This is a genomic window from Streptomyces sp. NPDC050560 (assembly GCF_044457285.1).
In the GTDB taxonomy this organism is placed as follows: Bacteria; Actinomycetota; Actinomycetes; order Streptomycetales; family Streptomycetaceae; genus Streptomyces.
Genome location: NZ_JBITGT010000027.1, coordinates 1 through 17,595, shown reverse-complemented (window position 1 = coordinate 17,595; position 17,595 = coordinate 1). Strand labels below are relative to the sequence as shown.

The following is a 17,595-nucleotide window of genomic DNA, read 5'->3' as shown; positions in this document are numbered from 1 at the left end:
CGTGCGCGTCTTCAACCTGGTCTGGGCGGGGCAGGCGGCCTCGCTCATCGGCAGCCGTATGACCACCTTCGGCATCGGGGTGTGGGTCTTCGCGCGGACCGGTTCCACGACCGCGTTCGCCACCCTCATCCTGGCGGGCTCGCTGCCCGGCCTGCTCACCCTGCCGCTGGCCGGGGTGCTCACCGACCGCTTCGACCGGCGCCGGATCATGCTGCTGAGCGACATCGGCACCGCCGCCACGCCCCTGGCGCTGCTCGCGCTGAACGCGGCGGGCCTGCTGCGGCCCTGGCACCTGTACGCGATGGTGGCGGTCGGCGCGGTCTTCCAGGCGTTCCAGTGGCCCGCCTTCTCCAGCCTCATCACGCAGATCGTGGCCAAGGACGACCTCAGCAGGGCCAACGGCCGCGTCGGCGTCGCCGAGGCCGGCGGCATCGTCCTCGGCGACCTGCTCGGCGGCACGCTGTACGCGGTCGTCGGGCTCGGCGGGCTGCTGCTGGTCGACCTGACCAGCTTCTGCCTCGCCGTGTGCACCACGCTGCTGTCCTACCGGCTGCTGCCGATCATCCCCGCGGCCCGCCCGAAGGACGCGGAACGCCGCCCCGTGCACGCCGAGATGGCCGAGGGCTGGCGGTTCATCAGACAGCGCGGCGGGCTCCTCGGGCTGCTGGTCTTCTTCGCCTTCTACAACCTGACCATGGCGATGGCGCTCGTCCTCGTCACCCCGCTGGTGCTCAGCTCGCACCCGCCGTCGACGCTCGGCGTCATCAACGCCGTGGGCGCGGTCGGCATGATCGGCGTCAGCGGTGTCATGAGCGTCACCCGGCAGCCCAGACGCCTGGTGCGGGCCGTCCTGCTGGTCGCGGTGCTGCACAGCGGCCTGCTGCTGGCGATGGGCGGCAGCCATGGCGCCCCGGTGCTGCTGACGGTCGGCATGTTCGGGGTGCTGGGCGGCTACGCGGTGACCAACGCCGTCACGGCGACGCTCTGGCAGCGCAAGACCCCGGCGAGCGTGCAGGGCCGGGTCTTCTCGGTGCGCCGCATGATCGCCTGGTCGGCCGACCCGATCGCGTTCGCCGTCGCGGGCCCGGTCACGGAGTACGTGGGCAGGCCGCTCGCCGAGGGGCCGCTCACGGACAGCGCGGGGCGGCTCACGGGCACCGGCACGGGCGGCGCGGTCGCCATGGTGTTCGTGCTGTCCGGGCTGCTGCTCGCGCTGGTGGTCGCGGTCACATGCGTACCGCGCGCGGTGCGGCGGATGGAGCGGGACCTGCCGGACGCCGAGCAGCCGGTCGCGGAGCCGGTGCCCGCGGCGCCCGCGCCCTGAGGCAGGGCTGCGGCACGGCTGCGGCCCGGCGGCGGTGGCGCCGCCGCCGGGCCTGTCCGCGCGGGCGTCACCCGGCGAAGGCGCCCTCGTTGAGCGCGATCAGGTGCCCGGTGCCGCTGAGCGTCGACAGTTCGATGTCGGCGACACAGCGCACCTTCACGGTGTTGAGCGTCAGGGTGCCCTCGATGTGCGCGACGCCCCTGCCGCCCGCGAAGTCGGCGCCCGACACGTCGGTGGCGCCGGTGTCGACGCGCACGCCGAGGTCGGTACCGCCGCGGGACTCGGTGAACTTGATGAAGACGTACCCCATCTTGGTGAGACGGCGCTGTAGCTCCGCCACCGAGGGCGAGGGGCCGCCGACCGCGACCTTCTGCCCCTCGGCGCAGAGCCGTCCGACGAGTGCGTCCATGGGTGCTCCTCTTCTTGGCTGTTGCGGGCCTGGTCAGGTACTTCCTCGGGGCCGCCGGGTCAGGGGGCGGTCCGCTCCATCTGCTCGCGCAGGCTGCGGGGCCGCATGTCGACCCACACCTCGTTCACGTACTCCAGGCACTTCTCCCTGGTGCCCTCGGTGCCGGTCTCCTTCCAGCCCGCGGGGACGTCGAGGTACGACGGCCACAGGGAGTACTGCTCCTCGTCGTTGACGAGCACCTTCATCTGCTGGGCTTCCACTGCGGTCTCCTGGTCTGCTGTCGGTTCCGGTGGGTGTGCGGGGTCGTCGGTCAGGCGGTCTCGGGGAAGAGCCAGGGCGCCTCCCGCCTGCGCCGTGCCTCGTAGGAGAGGACCCGGTCCTTGTGCGAGAGGGCCCAGCCGATGCTGTCCAGGCCCTCCATCAGGGAGTTCTTCTTGAACGGGTCGATCTCGAAGCGGTGGACCCGGCCGTCGGCCGTGGTCAGGGACTGCGCCGCCAGGTCGACACGGAGGGTCGGCGACGCGCCCTCCGCGAGCGTCCGTGCGACGGCCTCGACGTCCTCGGCCGGCAGCGTGACGGGCAGGATGCTGCTGTTGAAGCAGTTGTTGTGGAAGATGTCGGCGAAGCTGGGCGCGACGACGCAGCGGAAGCCGAACTCCCGCAGTGACCAGGGCGCGTGCTCGCGCGAGGAGCCGCAGCCGAAGTTCTCGCCCGCCACCAGCACGCTCGCGTCCGCGTACCGCGGCTCGTTGAGCGGGAAGCCGGGGTCGGGGGTGCTGCCGTCCTCCAGGTAGCGCCAGTTCGCGAAGAGGTGGCGGCCGAAGCCCGTCCTGCTCACCGACTTCAGGAACCGGGCGGGGATGATGTCGTCCGTGTTCACGTTGGACCGCATGAGCGGCACCGCGGTGCCCTCGTGCGTGATGAATTTCTCCACGGAGGTCCTTACGTTGTGGGTGCGTTGATGGCGGGCCGGCCGCCGGGGTCCCGCGGCGGCCGGCCGCGGTGTCCTACGCGTACGCGAAGCGGCCCGCGACGGCGGTGGCCGCGGCCGTGACGGGGCTGACCAGATGGGTGCGCCCGCCCTTGCCCTGGCGCCCCTCGAAGTTGCGGTTGCTCGTCGAGGCGCAGCGCTCGCCCGCGGAGAGCCGGTCCCCGTTCATGGCGATGCACATGCTGCAACCGGACTCGCGCCACTCGAAGCCGGCCTCCCGGAACACGTCGGCGAGGCCCTCCTCCTCGGCCTGGCGGTGCACGCTCATCGAGCCGGGCACGACGATGGCGCGCACCCCGTCGGCGACCTTCCTGCCCGCGACGTACCCGGCGGCCAGCCGCAGGTCCTCCATGCGGGAGTTGGTGCACGACCCGATGAAGACGGTGTCGACGGCGATGTCCTCGACGCGCTGCCCCGGTTCGAGGCCCATGTAGGCGAGGGCCTGCTCCATGGACGCGCGCACCGCGGGGTCGTCTTCGCCCGCCGGGTCGGGGACCGTGCCCGTGATGTCGGCGACCATGCCGGGGTTGGTGCCCCAGGTGACCTGCGGTACGAGGTCGTCGACGCTGAGGCGGTGCTCCGCGTCGAAGCGGGCGCCCGGGTCGCTCGCCAGCTCCTTCCACTTCTCCGCTGCCAGCTCGAACAGCTCCCCGGCGGGCGCGAACCTGCGGCCCCGCACATACTCGACGGTGACGTCGTCGGGGGCGACCATGCCCGCACGCGCCCCGGCCTCGATCGCCATGTTGCACAGCGTCATACGGCCCTCGATGGTGAGGGAGCGCACGGCGGAGCCGCTGAACTCGACGACGTGGTTGGTGCCGACGTCGGTGCCGAGCCTGCGGATCATCGCGAGGGCGATGTCCTTCGCGGTCACACCGGGCCGCAGCTCCCCGTCGATACGGATGTTCATCGTCTTCGGCTTCGACTGGAGCAGGCACTGGGTGGCGAGCACGATCTCCACCTCGCTGGTGCCGATGCCCATGGCGAAGATGCCGAGGGCGCCGTGCGTGGAGGTGTGGGAGTCGCCGCAGACCACCGTCATGCCGGGCAGCGAGAGGCCCAGTTCGGGGCCGACGACGTGCACGATGCCCTGGTCCGCGTCGTTCATGCCGAGCAGCCGGACGCCGAAGTCCCTGGCGTTGTCCTCCATCGTCTCGATGCACATGACGCTCTGGCTGTCGACGACGTCGACGAGCCGCCGCCCGGGCACCGTGGGCACGTTGTGGTCGATGACGGCGACCACGGTCTCGGGGCGGTGCACCGGAAGACCGCGCTCGCGCAGCCCGGCGAACGCCTGGGGCGAGGTCGCCTCGTGGGTCAGGTGCCGGTCGATGTAGAGCATCGGCACCTCTCCTGCCTCGTCGCGCACCACGTGCGCGTCCCAGATCTTGTCGAACATCGTCTGCGGCATCGTTCGGTCACTCCTGTGGGTCGTCGTCCCTGTGGGTGTCTCGGCGGGAGCGCTCAGGCTCCGTGCGGCGCGTGCGCCCTCGCGAAGCCCTCTTCCAGCTCCTGCGGGGTCAGTTCACGGCCCAGCTCGTTCGCGCGGGTCAGCAGGCCCTCGACGGTCTCGGGGGTCAGCTCGGCGGGGTCGTGCCCGGCGAGCATGTAGGCGAGCTTCACGGAGCTCTGCCCGCTCCAGGGGCTGACGGCGACGGACGGCGTCCCGCCGACGGACGCGGGGTCGACGGCGGAGTACACGGTGCGCGACATCTCCAGGAGCCTGGCCTCGCGTTCCGCGTCCTTGGCCGCCCGCGCCAGGTCGGCGAGGTGGCGGGCCTTGAGGATGGCGTCGGAGTGGATGCCGGACGAGGTGTGGCTGTAGCGCTTGCCGAGCACCCCGTGCTCCGGGGTCTCGACGTCGACCATCCCCTGGTAGAAGGTGATCAGCCGCAGCAGCTTCGGCATGTCCCAGGAGACCGGCAGGGCGTTCTCCGCCTGGATGGCGGCGAGGTTGAGGACGACCTCCTCGAGAGAGGCGTTCCCCGAGCGCTCCCCGACGCCGCGCGAGACGACGTGGACGCGGTCGGCGCCCGCCGCGACCGCCGCCATCGCGTTGCCGAGGGCGTTGCCGGTGTCCCGGTGGCCGTGCCAGTCGACCAGCAGGTCGGGCACGCCGAGCGCGTCCAGCTCGTCGCGGACGAAGCGGACGAGACGGTGGGTGCCGAGCGGGCGGATGACGCCGATGGTGTCGGCGAGCGCGACGGCGTACGCGCCGCTCTCCACCTGGGTGCGGGTGATCGCCCGAAGGTCCTCGGGCGAGGTCTGCGTGGTGTGCTCGGTGCCCGCGATGACGGGGATGCCCATCTCCACGGTCTTCTTGATGAACGTCTCCATCCGGTTGAGGACGAAGTCGAGGTCCCAGCCCTGCACGAGGCGCCGGGACGGCGCGCTGCCCATGAAGACGACGGACTCCAGCGCGGGGTGTATCTCCTTGCACTCGACGGTCCACTTCAGGGCCTCTTCCGTACACATGGAGAGCACGGAGGGCACGATGCCGGGCAGTTCCTCGCGCATCCGGCCGAGCAGCGCCTTCATCATCCGGTCGAGACGGTCGGCGTTGCCCGGGTAGATGCCGACGGTGGCGCACCTGACTCCGAAGTCGTCGAGGAGATGCAGGTACTGCATCATGTCGTCGAGCGACGGATAGCCGACTATGCCCTGGAGACCGTCCCGCAGGCATTCCGAGAGAATCTGCGCGCGGGCGACCTGCTCGGCGACCGGCTCGACCGGAATGTGCTGCGGAAGCGGCGACAGCGGACTCTCGTCACTGTTCCAGTTGAAGTTCACCGGAATTTCGAGGTTTCTGATGCCCTGCATGGTCTCTCCTTGTCGGATGGTTCGCCGGCCCGGCGGCGCCACGGACATCGCTCAGTTCGACCGGCAGCATGCCGACCGAGAAGCGGACGTAGTCGTCGGAGTAGCCGAACGCGGAACCGGGAATGCCGGCGACACCGGTCTTCTCCAGAACCGAGAAGCAGTCCTCGCCCGGCCTGAGCCGGCTCCAGTTGTAGATGGTCGCGTCGTCGTCGAGATAGACGCGTTCGAAGAGGTGGTGCTCCTCGTCGAACAGCTCCAGTTGTCTCCGCAGCCGTGCGCGGCGCAGCCGGTAGAGGCCGCGGATCTTCTCCATCAGCCGGGGATCGCGCCGGAAGAGCGTGTGGTAGGCCATGAAGCGCAGTTGCCATTCGCCGGGCAGCGAGCTGATGCTGCTGACCCAGCTCGCCCTGATGTCGACGGCGAGCGCGGCGTCCCCGAACACCGCCCAGCCGAAGCGCTCCCCGGTCAGCGTGTGGGTCTTGGACATGCTGTTGACGTGGATCAGCAGCTCGGCCACGCCGGGCGCGCCGGTCAGCGCGCGCATGCGGGCCTCGTCCGCGGCGGGCGTCCCGGTGCCGACGTACGCGAGGTCCGCGAGGACGTGGACGCGGCGGCCCCGGTCCGCGAAGCGCCTGACGACCTCCATGAGCGCGGCCAGTTCTGACGGCTCGTAGGCGAAGGTGGTCGGGTTGTTCGTCACCGTCAGATAGACGACGGTGATGTCCTGGTGCTCCTCCAGTTCCCCGGCGAGCAGCTCCGCGGTCAGCTTGAACCGCTCCTCGGCCCTGGTGCGCACCCGGTGCAGCCGGTATCCGTAGGCCACGGCCTGGAGTTCCGGCATGTTGAAGCCGGGGGCGGCGAAGAGCAGCGCGCCCGGCGGCCGGGAAAGGTGCCTCGCCAGCAGCGCGAGGCCGCGCAACGTCTTGTCGATGCAGTCGGTGGCGCCGAGGCCGAGTGCCACCTGGTCCCCGGTGGCCGTCATGCCCCACTCCGCCATGTCGGCGGCGAGCCTGGCCCGCAGGACGGGGTTGCCGACGCCCTGGATGTCGTAGACGCGCGGGTCGTGGCCGGCGGCGAGCAGGGCGCGCTCCTCGTCGGCCATCCGGTCCCTGAGCCAGCGGTAGCCGTGGCCGGAGGCGGTGCGCCCGCCGATGTCCTCGCCCGGCAGCGCGACGCCGAGGTCGTCGGCGAGCGTCCGGTAGTCCCCCGGGCCGCCTTCCTCGCCCTCGCACTCGGTGATCCGCCGTACGTTGATGTCGCCGATGGTCCGGTTCACGATCTCAAGACGGGTGGCGTCCGGGTCGAACTCGCGGGCCGCGCAGTCCTGCTCCAGTTCGCCGACGATGCGCGCCATGACCCTGATGGGCGGCTCCGCGCTGTCGGTCGACCCGGCTCTGCGGCGCCGCACCAGCGCCGCGCGTGCCTCGCGGACCAGCCGGCGCTGGTCGTCGAGGCGGGTCGGCGTCCCTGGTGCGGAACTCTCTGGCGTCATGGGGTGGGGGCCTCCGTTGTCGGTTCTCCGTACGGCGCGCGTGGGGCGCGGTGACCGGCCGGCGGGCACGTGGTGTGCCGGTGGGGTGTGCGGGCGGGGCGGGCCGGTTCAGGGGTGCCGCAGCGCTTCCACCACGTGCCGCCCCATCTCGGCGGTCCCCACGGGGGTGCGTCCCGGCTCCTCCAGGTCCGCGGTCCTGTGGCCGTCGGCGATGACGGTGTCCACGGCCTTCTCGACGGCGGCGGCCTCCCGTTCGAGGCCGAGGGAGTGCCGCAGCAGCAGCGCGGCGGAGAGGATGGCGCCGAGCGGGTTGGCCTTCTCCTGGCCCGCGATGTCGGGGGCCGAGCCGTGGATGGGCTCGTAGAGGCCGAAGGTGCCACCCGCGGTGCGGCGGGTGCCGAGGCTGGCGGAGGGCAGCATGCCGATGGAGCCGGTCAGCATGGACGCCTCGTCGGTGAGGATGTCGCCGAAGAGGTTCTCGGTGACGATCACGTCGAAGTCCGCGGGGGTCCTGATGAGCCGCATCGCGCAGGCGTCGACGAGCATGTGCTCGTATGTCACCGCGGGGTAGTCGCCCGCCACCCGCTCCACGACCTCCCGCCACAGCACCGAGGAGCTGAGGACGTTGGCCTTGTCGACGGAGGTGACCTTCCCGGTGCGGCCGACGGCGATGTCGAACGCGGCCCGCACCACCCGCTCGATCTCCGCCTCGGTGTAGAGCAGTGTGTCGACGGCCTCCGTGGCCCCGGGGGTGCGGCGGATCTCGCTCGGCTTGCCTGGCACGGTCTCAAGGCGCCCGTAGTAGAGGCCGGCCGACAGCTCCCGCACGAAGACGAGGTCGGCGCCCTTGAGGTACTCGGGCTTCAGGGACGACGCCCCGTGCAGGGCCTCGGGCGGGCGTACCGGGCGCAGGTTGGCGAAGAAGCCGAACTCCTTGCGGAGCCTGAAGAGCGCCTGTTCCGGCCGGGGCCCGCCGCCGGTGTGGCCGCCGGGAAGGCTTCCGATGGCGCCGAAGAGAATGGCGTCGCTCGCGGCGCAGATGTCGAAGGTGCGGTCCGATATCGCGACCCCCTCGGCCGTGATGGCGTCGAGTCCGACCCGGCGTCTGTGGACGGTGAAGGTGTGGCCGTACTTCTCCTCCACGGCGCGCAGCACGTCGAGTGCCTGTGCCGTCACCTCGGGACCGACCCCGTCTCCCGGAAGCACAGTGATCGTGGCGTTGCTCATCGGCTCACCTTTCGAGGAACATGGCGAAGTTCGTGTGTGCGGTGTGGTGGCGGCGGGCGCCGGGGGCCTGCGCGTGCGGCCCGGAATTCACTTCTTCCGCGGCGCCTTTGCGTCTTTCTGCCTGGGGTGGAAGGAGAGCAGCCGGTCGACGATCGTGCCGCGCCAGCAGATCATGTCGTGGCCGCCGGTGTATTCGTCGTAGTCGACCTCGTAGCCCTTTTCCCGCAGGACCAGGTGCATGTTCTGGTGCGTCGTCATCGGGTCGTAGTCGACGATGGCGCGTTCAAGGCTCCCGATGTCCATGGAGAACCGGATGGGCAGCCTCGGTGCATTCCTGAACTGCTCGGTCAGCCACTCCTCTTCCCTTTCCTGGTCGCCCTTTCCCGGCCACCAGTAGGAACCGGACTGGGAAATGACGTTCCCGAATCGCTCGGGCGACTTGAACGCCGCGTAGGACGCGCCGAGTCCGCCGAAGCAGGAGCCGCCGACGACGGTGCGGGAGCCGTCGCGGGTGATGTGGTAGTTCTCGTGGACCCAGGGCATCAGCTCCTGGTTCAGGTAGTCGCTGAACGGCTCGTGGCACGGCAGTTCGCGGGCCCGGATCTCCTGGTCCTCGTTGGTGTGCATCACCAGGACGTACGGGGGGATGCGGCCGGTGTGCAGGAGGTTGTCGAGCACGGTGGTGATACCGGCGAAGTTGTAGTACGACCAGCCGTCGAAGAGCAGGAAGACGTCGTAGTCGTCGCCGGTGTCGGTGTAGCCGGGCGGGGTGTAGACGGTGACGTGCTGCCGGGTGCCCAGGATGGAGCTGGTGGCGGTGTGCATGCGGGTGGCGCCCCTGGCCACGCCGCGGCGCGCGATGTTCCAGGGCTGGCGCGGGGCGCCGGGCAGTTCGAGCACCGACACCTTGAACTGGGCCGGGTTGCCCATGAGCGTGTAGTCGCGGGGGTTGAGCGGGTCGGTCCTGTACTCGGGCAGCCGGGCCAGCACCTCCGCGTACGAGGTGAACGGCACCATCGGGTCGTTGACGGAGAGCAGGTACGTGGTGCGCAGCTCGGACGGCAGCAGATACGACCGGTACCAGACGTCGGTGCCCGGCAGCCGTTCGAGCCGGTACTCGCCGAAGTCACCGCTCGGCGCGCTACAGAAGAGCACGAGCGCGTTCTCCGTGGGCTCGGCGGCCCCTGCGGTCCCGGCGCCTTCGGCGGCCCCTGCGCCCTCGGCGGTCTCCGTGCCCCGCCACAGGAAGGTGACCAGGGTGCGGGAATCGTCGTCCCCCGACGGCTCCATCAGGGGGCTGCCGGCCTCGGCGACCTCCTTCCAGAACGCCTCGGGGGCGTCGTGCTCCCCCGCCTCTACGGCTGCCGCGAGTCGGGCGATCCTCGGACTCGTCAGCGGTGGCTGCGCGGCGAACATGCTTCTCTCCTCGTCCTGGCGTGGTCCTGGCGTGCGGTCGGCGGCGGTGGGTGGAACGGCGGTGGTGGCGGCCCGGCTGTCTCCCGGCCGGGCCGCCGGGCTCAGAGCAGGTCGAACAGCTCGTCCGCGTCCGGCTCCTCCTCGCCCTCGCCCTCGCCCTCGTCGATGAACCGGGCCAGCGCCTCGACGGTGCGGTTCTGGAAGACCGTGGTGAGCATGAGCGAGGTGCCCCAGCGCTCCTGGACCTCGGCCGCCATGGAGGCGACGAGCAGCGAGTGGCCGCCGAGGTTGAAGAAGTCGTCCCGGATTCCGACGCGTTCCAGGTCGAGCAGGCGCGCCCAGAGCGCGGCGAGCGCCTTCTCCGTGCCGGTCCTGGGCGCGACGTGGCTCTCGCCGTCCTGGGCCCTGCGCACCACGTCGGGCAGTGTCGGCAGGGCCGCCCTGTCCACCTTGCCGTTGGCGGTGAGCGGGAACGCGTCGAGCGGCACGAGGTGCGCGGGCACCATGTACTCGGGGAGCCGTTCGAGGAGGTGTGCCCGCAGGGCGTCCCGGTCGGGCTCCGCGTCGCCTGCCGCCGTGAAGAACGCGGTGAGGCGCTTGTCGGTGGGCGTGGCCTCGTGCACCACGACGAGGCAGGCGCGCACCGCGGGGTGCTCGGCGAGTACGGCCTCGATCTCCTCGACCTCGATGCGGTAGCCGCGGATCTTGATCTGGTGGTCCTTGCGCCCCGCGTACTCGACGACGCCGTCGGCCCTGAACCGCGCCAGGTCCCCGGTCGCGTACAGCCGTCCTGGCCCGAAGGGGTCGGCGACGAAGCGCTCCGCGGTGAGTCCGGGGCGCCCCAGGTAGCCGCGGGCCAGTTGGACGCCGCCGATGTACAGCTCCCCGATGACGCCGTCGGGTACCGGCTCCATCGCGTCGTCGAGCACGTAGATCCTGGTGTTCGCCACCGGGCGGCCGATCGGGACGCCGCTCGCCCCGGGGGCGCTGCGGCACTCCCAGGAGGTGACGTCGACCGATGCCTCGGTGGGTCCGTACAGGTTGTGCAGCCGGGCGTGCGGGAGGGCGCGCAGGAACTCGTCCTGCACCTCCACCGACAGCGCCTCGCCGCTGCACATCACCTGGCGCACGCTCTGGCACTGCTCGCCCGCGCCCGGCCTGCGCAGGAACGTCTCCAGCATGGACGGCACGAAGTGGAGCACCCCGATGGCGTGTTGCTCGATCGCGTCGGCGAGGTGGGCGGGGTCGCGGTGGCTGTCGGGGCGCGCGAGGTGCAGCCGCGCGCCGGTGATGAGGGGCCAGAAGAACTCCCACACGGAGACGTCGAAGCTGTACGGGGTCTTCTGCAAAACGCGGTCGTCCTCGCCGAGGCGGTAGGCGTCCTGCATCCACAGCAGGCGGTTGCGGATGCCGCGGTGCGACAGCATCGCGCCCTTGGGGCGGCCGGTGGAGCCGGAGGTGTAGATCACGTAGGCGAGGTTGTCCTCGTGCACGGGCACGTCGAGCGGTGCGCCGTCCGCCGTGAGCCAGGAGATGTCGGCGCCGCCGAGTTCGACGACGCGGCCGCCCGCGGCGGTGAGGAAGCCGACGAGGCCGCTGGTCGCGGGCTCCGTCAGCACGACGCGTACCCCGGCGTCCCCGGCGACGAAGGCGAGCCGGTCCTGCGGGTGGTCGGGGTCGAGCGGCACGTAGGCGCCGCCCGCCTTGAGGACGGCGAGCAGCGCCGTCACCAGGTCGGGGGAGCGGTGCATGCAGACGCCGACGTGGGACTCGGGGCCGACGCCATGTGCCGCGAGGGTGCGCGCGAGCCGGTTCGCGCGCAGGTCGAGCTGGGCGTAGGTGAGCTGTTCCTCCTCGAAGGAGAGGGCGATGCGGTCGGGTGTCAGCCGGGCCTGCTCCTCGACGAGCCGGTGCAGGCAGGGCGGGCCCGACAGGCGCTCGTCGCGGGTGGCGTTGCGGTCGTCGAGGATGCGGGCGCGCTCGGTGTCCGTCAGCAGCGGGAGCCGTGTCACGGGGGTGCGCGGCTCGTCGAGGGCGGCGTCGAGGAGGGTGAGCAGGTGCGCGCCCATGGCGGCGACGGTGTCGCGCTCGAAGAGGCCGGTGCTGTACTCGAAGGTGCACTGGAGGCCGCCGTCGCGTCCCTGCACGCTCAGTCCGAGGTCGAACTTGGCGACGCCGACGCCCTCGTCGGTGACGTCGTGCATCCAGGCGGGCTGCTGCTCGGGGAACTCCTCGAAGAGCTTGTCCAGGCCGGAGAACATGACCTGGAAGACGGGGCTGTAGCTGAGGCTGCGCTCGGGCTTCAGCTCCTCGACGATCCGGTCGAACGGCACCTCCTGGTGGCTCTGCGCCTCAAGGAGCTTCCAGCGGACCTGGTCGACGACGGCCGCGAAGTCGGGGCCGCCCTCCAGGTCGACGCAGAGGGCGACCGTGTTGACGAGGAAGCCGATCATCGGCTCGGTCTCGACGCGGGCGCGGCCCGCGACGGGGACCCCGATGACCACCTTGTCCTGCCCGCTGTACCGGGAGAGCAGCACCGCGAACGCGCTCAGCAGAGTCACGAAGCGTGTGGTGCGGTGCTCCTCGCCGACCCGGGTGAGGCGGCTGACGAGGCCGGGCGGCAGGGTGCGGGTGAGGTTGGCGCCCTCGAAGGTCTGCACGGCGGGCCGCGGGTGGTCGGTCGGCAGCGAGATCAGCGCGGGCGCGCCCGCCAGGTGCTCGCGCCAGTAGTCCAGGTGGGGCCTGAGCCGTTCCTCGTCGAGCCACTGCTGCTGCCACACCGCGTAGTCGGCGTACTGGACGGCGGGCGGCGGCGGCAGCGCGGACTCGTCCTGCCCGTCGCGGACCAGGATCTCGTAGGTCCGGGTGAGTTCGTCGCCGAGCAGGCCGATCGAGTAGCCGTCGAAGACGGCGTGGTGGGCGCTGAACGCGAGCAGTGACTCGCCGCCCGGCAGGTGGATCAGCAGGGTGCGCAGCAGGGGGCCCGCGGCGAGGTCGAAGGGCAGTCTCCACAGCTCGCCCGTGGCCGCACGGACCGCTTCCGGCAGCGCCTCGTGGTCGGTCGCCGACAGGTCGGCCTCGGTGAGTACGACGGTGCCGGTGGGGGCGATCTCCTGCCAGAGGCGCCCCTGGTGCTCGCGGAACGTGGTCCGCAGCACCTCGTGGCGTGCGATGAGGGCGCCGAGGGCGCGGCGCAGCGGCCCGGGTGCCACGGCGGTGGGCCTGTGCAGCAGCCAGCCGACGGTGTAGAGGGGGCTGTCGGGGTGCAGCCGGTCCATGTACCAGAGCCGCTGCTGGTCGAAGGTGGCGGGGATGGGCTCGTCGCGCCCGGCCGGGACCAGGGGCAGCGGGGGGTGCGGCTGCCGCCGCCGCAGGATGTCGTCGAGTTCCGCGGCGACCTGGGCGAGCGAGGGCTGCTCGAAGAGGACGCGTACGGGCAGTTCGGCGCCGAAGGTGTGCTGGATGCGCGCGGCCACCTTCACCGCGAGCAGGGAGTGCCCGCCGAGTGCGGTGAAGTCGTCGTGGACGCCGACGGGTCCGTGCCCGATGACCTCTTCCCAGATGTCGGCGAGGCGTGCCTCGGTGGCCGTCCTGGGCAGCGCGCCCGCGGAGAGCGCGGGGGCGGGGGCGGCCTCGTCGGGCAGCGGGAGCGCCCTGCGGTTGAGCTTGCCGTTGCCGTTGAGGGGCAGTTCTTCGAGGCGGACGAAGGCCGAGGGCACCATGTAGGAGGGCAGTTGCCGCTTCAGATGGGCCCGCAGCTCCTCGGTGGGGTCGTCGCCCGCGCCGTCGAGGACCACGTAGCCGACGAGGCGCTTGCCGGTGCCGTCCGGCTGGGCGAGGACAGCGCAGCCGCGTACCCGCGGGTGTGCTTCGAGCACCGACTCGATCTCGCCGAGTTCGATCCTGAAGCCGCGGATCTTCACCTGTCCGTCGATGCGCTCGATGAACTCGACGTTGCCGTCGGGGAGATGGCGGACGAGGTCGCCGCTGCGGTAGAGGCGGCCGCCCGGCTCGCCGAAGGGGTCGGCGACGAAGTACTCGGCGGTGAGGCCGGGCCTGTTCATGTAGCCGCGGGTGACGCCGACGCCGCCGATGTACAGCTCGCCTGGCACCCCGGGGGGCACGGGCTGGAGGTGCGGGTCGAGGACGTACAGCCTGACGTTGGTGAGGGGGCGTCCGATGTGGATGACGTCCAGGTTCTCGTCGGTGTGCGTCCCGGTGGCGAAGATGGTGCTCTCGGTCGGCCCGTAGACGTTGAAGAAGGTGCGTCCTGGCGCCCAGGTCCTGATGAGGTCGGCCGAGTACGCCTCGCCGCCGACGACGAGGGTCCTCAGGTGCGGCAGCGGGTCGTCGGTGGGCAGGGTGGCCAGCGCGCCGGGGGTGAAGTTGAGGCTGGCGATGGCCCGTTCGGCCAGTATGTGCTGGAGGTCGGTGCCGACCATGCGGGTGTCGGCGCCCGGGATGTGCAGGGTGCCGCCGGTGACGAGCGGCAGCAGGATCTCCCAGACGGAGAAGTCGAAGCTGGTGGAGGCGACCTGGAGGACGTTCTGCCGCCGGTCGAAGCAGGGGTTGAGGCGTATCCACGGCAGGATGTGCTGGAGGCAGCGGTGGGCGACCATGACGCCCTTGGGCCGCCCGGTGGAGCCCGAGGTGTAGATGATGTACGCCAGGTTCCGGGGGGTGACGGCCGTCTCGGGCGCGGTGGCGGGCCCGGCGGCGACGTCCTGCCACTGGGTGTCGAGGCAGAGGGTGCTCAGGCCCTCTGGCAGCCTCGGCAGCAGGTGCGACTGGGTGAGCATGAGGTCGATGCGCGCGTCCTCGACGACGTAGGCCATGCGGTCGAGGGGGTAGCGGGGGTCGATCGGGACGTACGCCCCGCCCGCCTTGAGGATGCCGAGCAGTCCGACGATGCCTTCGAGCGACCGGTCGAGGCAGAGGCCGACCAGGACCTCGGGTCCGACGCCGTGCCCGCGCAGCCAGTGGGCGAGCTGGTCGGCCCGGCTGTTCAACTGCTCGTAGGTGAGGTGTCCCTCCTCGTGGACCACGGCGACCGAGTCGGGGGTGGCGAGGGCCTGCCGCTCGACGAGGTCGTGGCAGAGGACGGGCTCGACGGGCGCCGTGGTGTCGGTGCTCCACTCGTCGAGCGCCCTGGCGCGTTCGGCGTCGTCGAGTACGGTGACCCGGCCGAGGGGGCGCTCCGGCGCGGTCACGAGTTCGTGGAGGATGTGCCGCAGGTGGGCGAGCATCGCCTCGACGGCGTGCGCCTCGAAGCGCCGCCTGTCCCAGAGGATGTTCACCCCGATGCGCTCGCCGACCGTGATCACGGCGTTGAGGGGGTAGTGGGTCTGTTCCTTGGACCCGAGTTCCGTCAGCCGCAGCGCGCCCTCCTCGCCCTCGTCGCCCTCGTCGCCCTCGTTATCGGGGTAGTTCTCGAAGACGAAGAGGCTCTCGAAGAGGGGGGTGCCCGCGGGCAGTCCGACCCAGCGCTGGATGTCGCCGAGCGGGGTGTGCTCGTACTGCCGCATCCGCAGGTTCCGCTCCTGGAGGTCGGTGAGCCAGTCCAGGGCGCTGCTGTCGTCGGGCAGCCCGACGCGGATCGGGAGTGTGTTGATGAAGAGGCCGACCATGCGCTCGACGCCCTCGACCTCGGGGGGCCGGCCCGACACGACGGTGCCGAAGACGACGTCGTCGGTGCGGGTGTAGCGGCCGAGCAGCAGCGCCCAGCAGCCCTGCATCACGGTGTTGAGGGTGAGCCTGTGGCGCTGTGCGAACCGCTTCAGCCCCGCGGTCTCGTCCGCGTCGAGGAACGCCTCGGTCCAGTCGTATGTCGCGGGTCCGCCGTGCGCGGCGTCCTTGCCCGACGCCAGGTTCGGCGCCGCGGCCTCCTCGACGCCCTGGAGGGTGTCGCGCCAGTACTCCTCGGCCTGCGCGAGATCCTGCCGCTGGAGCCAGGAGACGTAGTCGCGGTAGGGGCGGCCAGGCGTCCGGTCGAGGGGACGGCCCTGGACGAGCGCGCCGTACTGCGCGGCGGCTTCTCCCAGGATCAGGCTGATGCTCCAGCCGTCCAGGATGGAGTGGTGGGCGCTCCACACGAGCTGGTACGAGTCGTCGGCGGTACGGGCGAGCAGCATCCGCCACTGCGGGGCCTCATGGGGCTCGAACCCGCGTGCCCGGTCCTGTGCGAGATACGTGTCCAGCAGCCCCTGCCGCGCCTCGGCGTCCTCCGCACGCCAGTCGACGACGTCCAGCGGCACCGGCGGCGCCGACCAGACCAGTTGGAGGGCCTGGTCCTCGTGGGTGGTCCAGAAGCCGGTGCGCAGGATCGGGTGCCGCCGCATGACCTCGGACCAGCCCCGGCGGAAGGCGTCCACGTCGAGTTCCTGGTCGATCCGCAGCACGTTCTGTACGTGGTAGAAGCCCTCGCCGCGGGCGTACTGGCTCTGGAACCACATGCCCTGCTGGGTGGGGGTCTGCGGGTAGCAGTCCTCCAGGGGGCGGGGCGAGGTGCCCGCGTCCCACGCGGGGTGCGTGCGCAGGGCGTCGACGAGGGTGTTGAGCTGCCGCTGCGACAGTCCCGCGAGGGGGAAGTCGGAGGGGCTGTAGCCCACCGCGCCAGGCCGCGCCGCCTGCGCGCCGATGCCCCGCAGCGCGTCGAGGGCGTCGGTGGCGACACCCCGGACGGTTTCCTCCGCGTGGACCGCGCCGTCGTAGGTCCACCGCATGTGCAGTTCGCCGTCCCGGACATGGCACACGATGTCGAGGAGGTACGGGCGCGCGTTGCCGGGGTCGGTATCGGGCCCCGCGAGGTCGGACGAGCCCGCGAAGCCTCCGGCGAAGCTGTCGTCGAACTGGCCGAGGTAGTTGAAGCTGACCTGCGCGGGCGCGGCGCCGCTCAGGGACGTCTCGACGGGACCATGCGCCAGCAGCCCGTAACCGATCCCCTGCCTGGGCCGCCCCCGCAGCACCTCCTTGACCCGCTTCAACCCCTCGCCAAGGCCGTCCGCGTTCGCAACCGGCAGCCGCAACGGTGAGATCGTGGTGAACCACCCCGTCGTGCGCGCCACATCGACATCGCCGAACAAGTCCTCGCGGCCGTGCCCCTCGACATCCACCCGCACGAATGCGGAACCGGACCACACCCCCAGGGCACGTGCCACACCCGTCAACAGCACGTCGTTCACCCGGGTGTTGAAAACCGCGGGCACATCACGCAACAACCGCCGCGTTTCCGTGACCCCCAGCACCGCCTCGTGGAAACGGGTCCCTTCCGCGTCGGCGGACTCGTCCACCGGAAGCAGCGCGGTGGCCTCGGTCTGCTCCGTCCAGTAAGGCTCCTCGGCGGTGGTCTCCTCGCTCGACGCCTCATCGGCCAGCCGCCGCGCCCATTCCTGCCAGGCGCTGGATTTCGCGGGCAGCGCCAGTTCCTCACCGCGCCGCACCTGACCCGTCAGCGTCTCGACGTCCTCCAGCAAAACCCGCCACGACACCACATCGACCACCAGATGGTGCGCCACCAACAACAACCGGTCGCGCCCGTCACCCCACCCCGTGAACAACACCCCACGGAACACCAGACCATTCGCGAGATTCAGCCCCGCCTGCACCCGCCCCGCAACCTCGGACAAACGCCCCTCACGCTCATCCGCCGGGCACTCGGAGAGGTCGCACACCTCCCACGGAAGCACCTCCGGAACACCCAGGAGTTCCGAGGACCAGGCACCATCGGCGCCCTGAACAAAGCGGGCGCGCAATCCGTCGTGCTGCTCCAGCACCCGCCCCATGACCCGCTGCCATCCCCTGTCTCCCAGACCGGAGTCGACTTCCACGAGTACCGACTGGTTGAAGTGCTGGGGGACCGCGAAGTCCTGCGCGAAGAACCACCGCTGAACAGGCGTCAGCTCCACCGGACCCATGAC

General features: G+C 71.2%; 10 protein-coding genes. 1 reads left to right on the top strand and 9 read right to left on the bottom strand.

Annotated elements, in window-relative coordinates; translation table 11 throughout:
* Position 1 precedes the first annotated feature (1 nt).
* Positions 2-1,324 carry an MFS transporter gene (locus ACIBIW_RS36065; RefSeq protein ID WP_399342653.1) on the top strand — a complete coding sequence of 441 codons (1,323 nt, stop codon included), beginning with the start codon at positions 2-4 and terminating at the stop codon, positions 1,322-1,324.
* Positions 1,325-1,391: 67 nt separating this feature from the next.
* Here ACIBIW_RS36065 and ACIBIW_RS36060 read toward each other — a convergent pair whose 3' ends face one another.
* The 9 genes from ACIBIW_RS36060 to ACIBIW_RS36020 all read right to left on the bottom strand — a co-directional run bounded on the left by ACIBIW_RS36060 (position 1,392) and on the right by ACIBIW_RS36020 (position 17,583).
* Entirely contained in the window at positions 1,392-1,733 is a 342-nt protein-coding gene (locus tag ACIBIW_RS36060) for a hypothetical protein (protein ID WP_399342651.1), read from the bottom strand.
* 59 nt (positions 1,734-1,792) lie between these two features.
* Positions 1,793-1,978, bottom strand: coding sequence for an MbtH family protein (locus tag ACIBIW_RS36055; protein WP_399342715.1), 186 nt, complete (start codon positions 1,976-1,978; stop codon positions 1,793-1,795).
* Between the two features lie 65 nt (positions 1,979-2,043).
* The gene (gene leuD / locus ACIBIW_RS36050) at positions 2,044-2,667 is read right to left on the bottom strand and encodes a 3-isopropylmalate dehydratase small subunit (protein ID WP_399342650.1); all 624 of its coding nucleotides are present in this window, start codon (positions 2,665-2,667) and stop codon (positions 2,044-2,046) included.
* A 73-nt stretch (positions 2,668-2,740) separates the two neighbouring features.
* Positions 2,741-4,135: a 3-isopropylmalate dehydratase large subunit gene (leuC, locus tag ACIBIW_RS36045; protein WP_399342648.1), complete on the bottom strand. Its 1,395-nt coding sequence runs from the start codon at positions 4,133-4,135 to the stop codon at positions 2,741-2,743.
* Positions 4,136-4,188: 53 nt separating this feature from the next.
* The gene (locus ACIBIW_RS36040) at positions 4,189-5,544 is read right to left on the bottom strand and encodes a hypothetical protein (protein ID WP_399342647.1); all 1,356 of its coding nucleotides are present in this window, start codon (positions 5,542-5,544) and stop codon (positions 4,189-4,191) included.
* Positions 5,492-7,036, bottom strand: a complete 1,545-nt coding sequence (locus ACIBIW_RS36035) for a pyridoxal phosphate-dependent aminotransferase (protein ID WP_399342645.1) — start codon at positions 7,034-7,036, stop codon at positions 5,492-5,494. The genes ACIBIW_RS36040 and ACIBIW_RS36035 overlap by 53 nt, the downstream gene beginning before the upstream one ends.
* Before the next feature lie 108 nt (positions 7,037-7,144).
* Positions 7,145-8,263 carry a 3-isopropylmalate dehydrogenase gene (leuB, locus tag ACIBIW_RS36030; RefSeq protein ID WP_399342643.1) on the bottom strand — a complete coding sequence of 373 codons (1,119 nt, stop codon included), beginning with the start codon at positions 8,261-8,263 and terminating at the stop codon, positions 7,145-7,147.
* An 87-nt stretch (positions 8,264-8,350) separates the two neighbouring features.
* Entirely contained in the window at positions 8,351-9,679 is a 1,329-nt protein-coding gene (locus ACIBIW_RS36025; RefSeq protein ID WP_399342642.1) for an alpha/beta hydrolase-fold protein, read from the bottom strand.
* 101 nt (positions 9,680-9,780) lie between these two features.
* On the bottom strand, positions 9,781-17,583 hold the full coding sequence (locus ACIBIW_RS36020) for an amino acid adenylation domain-containing protein (protein ID WP_399342640.1): 7,803 nt from the start codon (positions 17,581-17,583) through the stop codon (positions 9,781-9,783).
* Between the last annotated feature and the right edge of the window lie 12 nt (positions 17,584-17,595).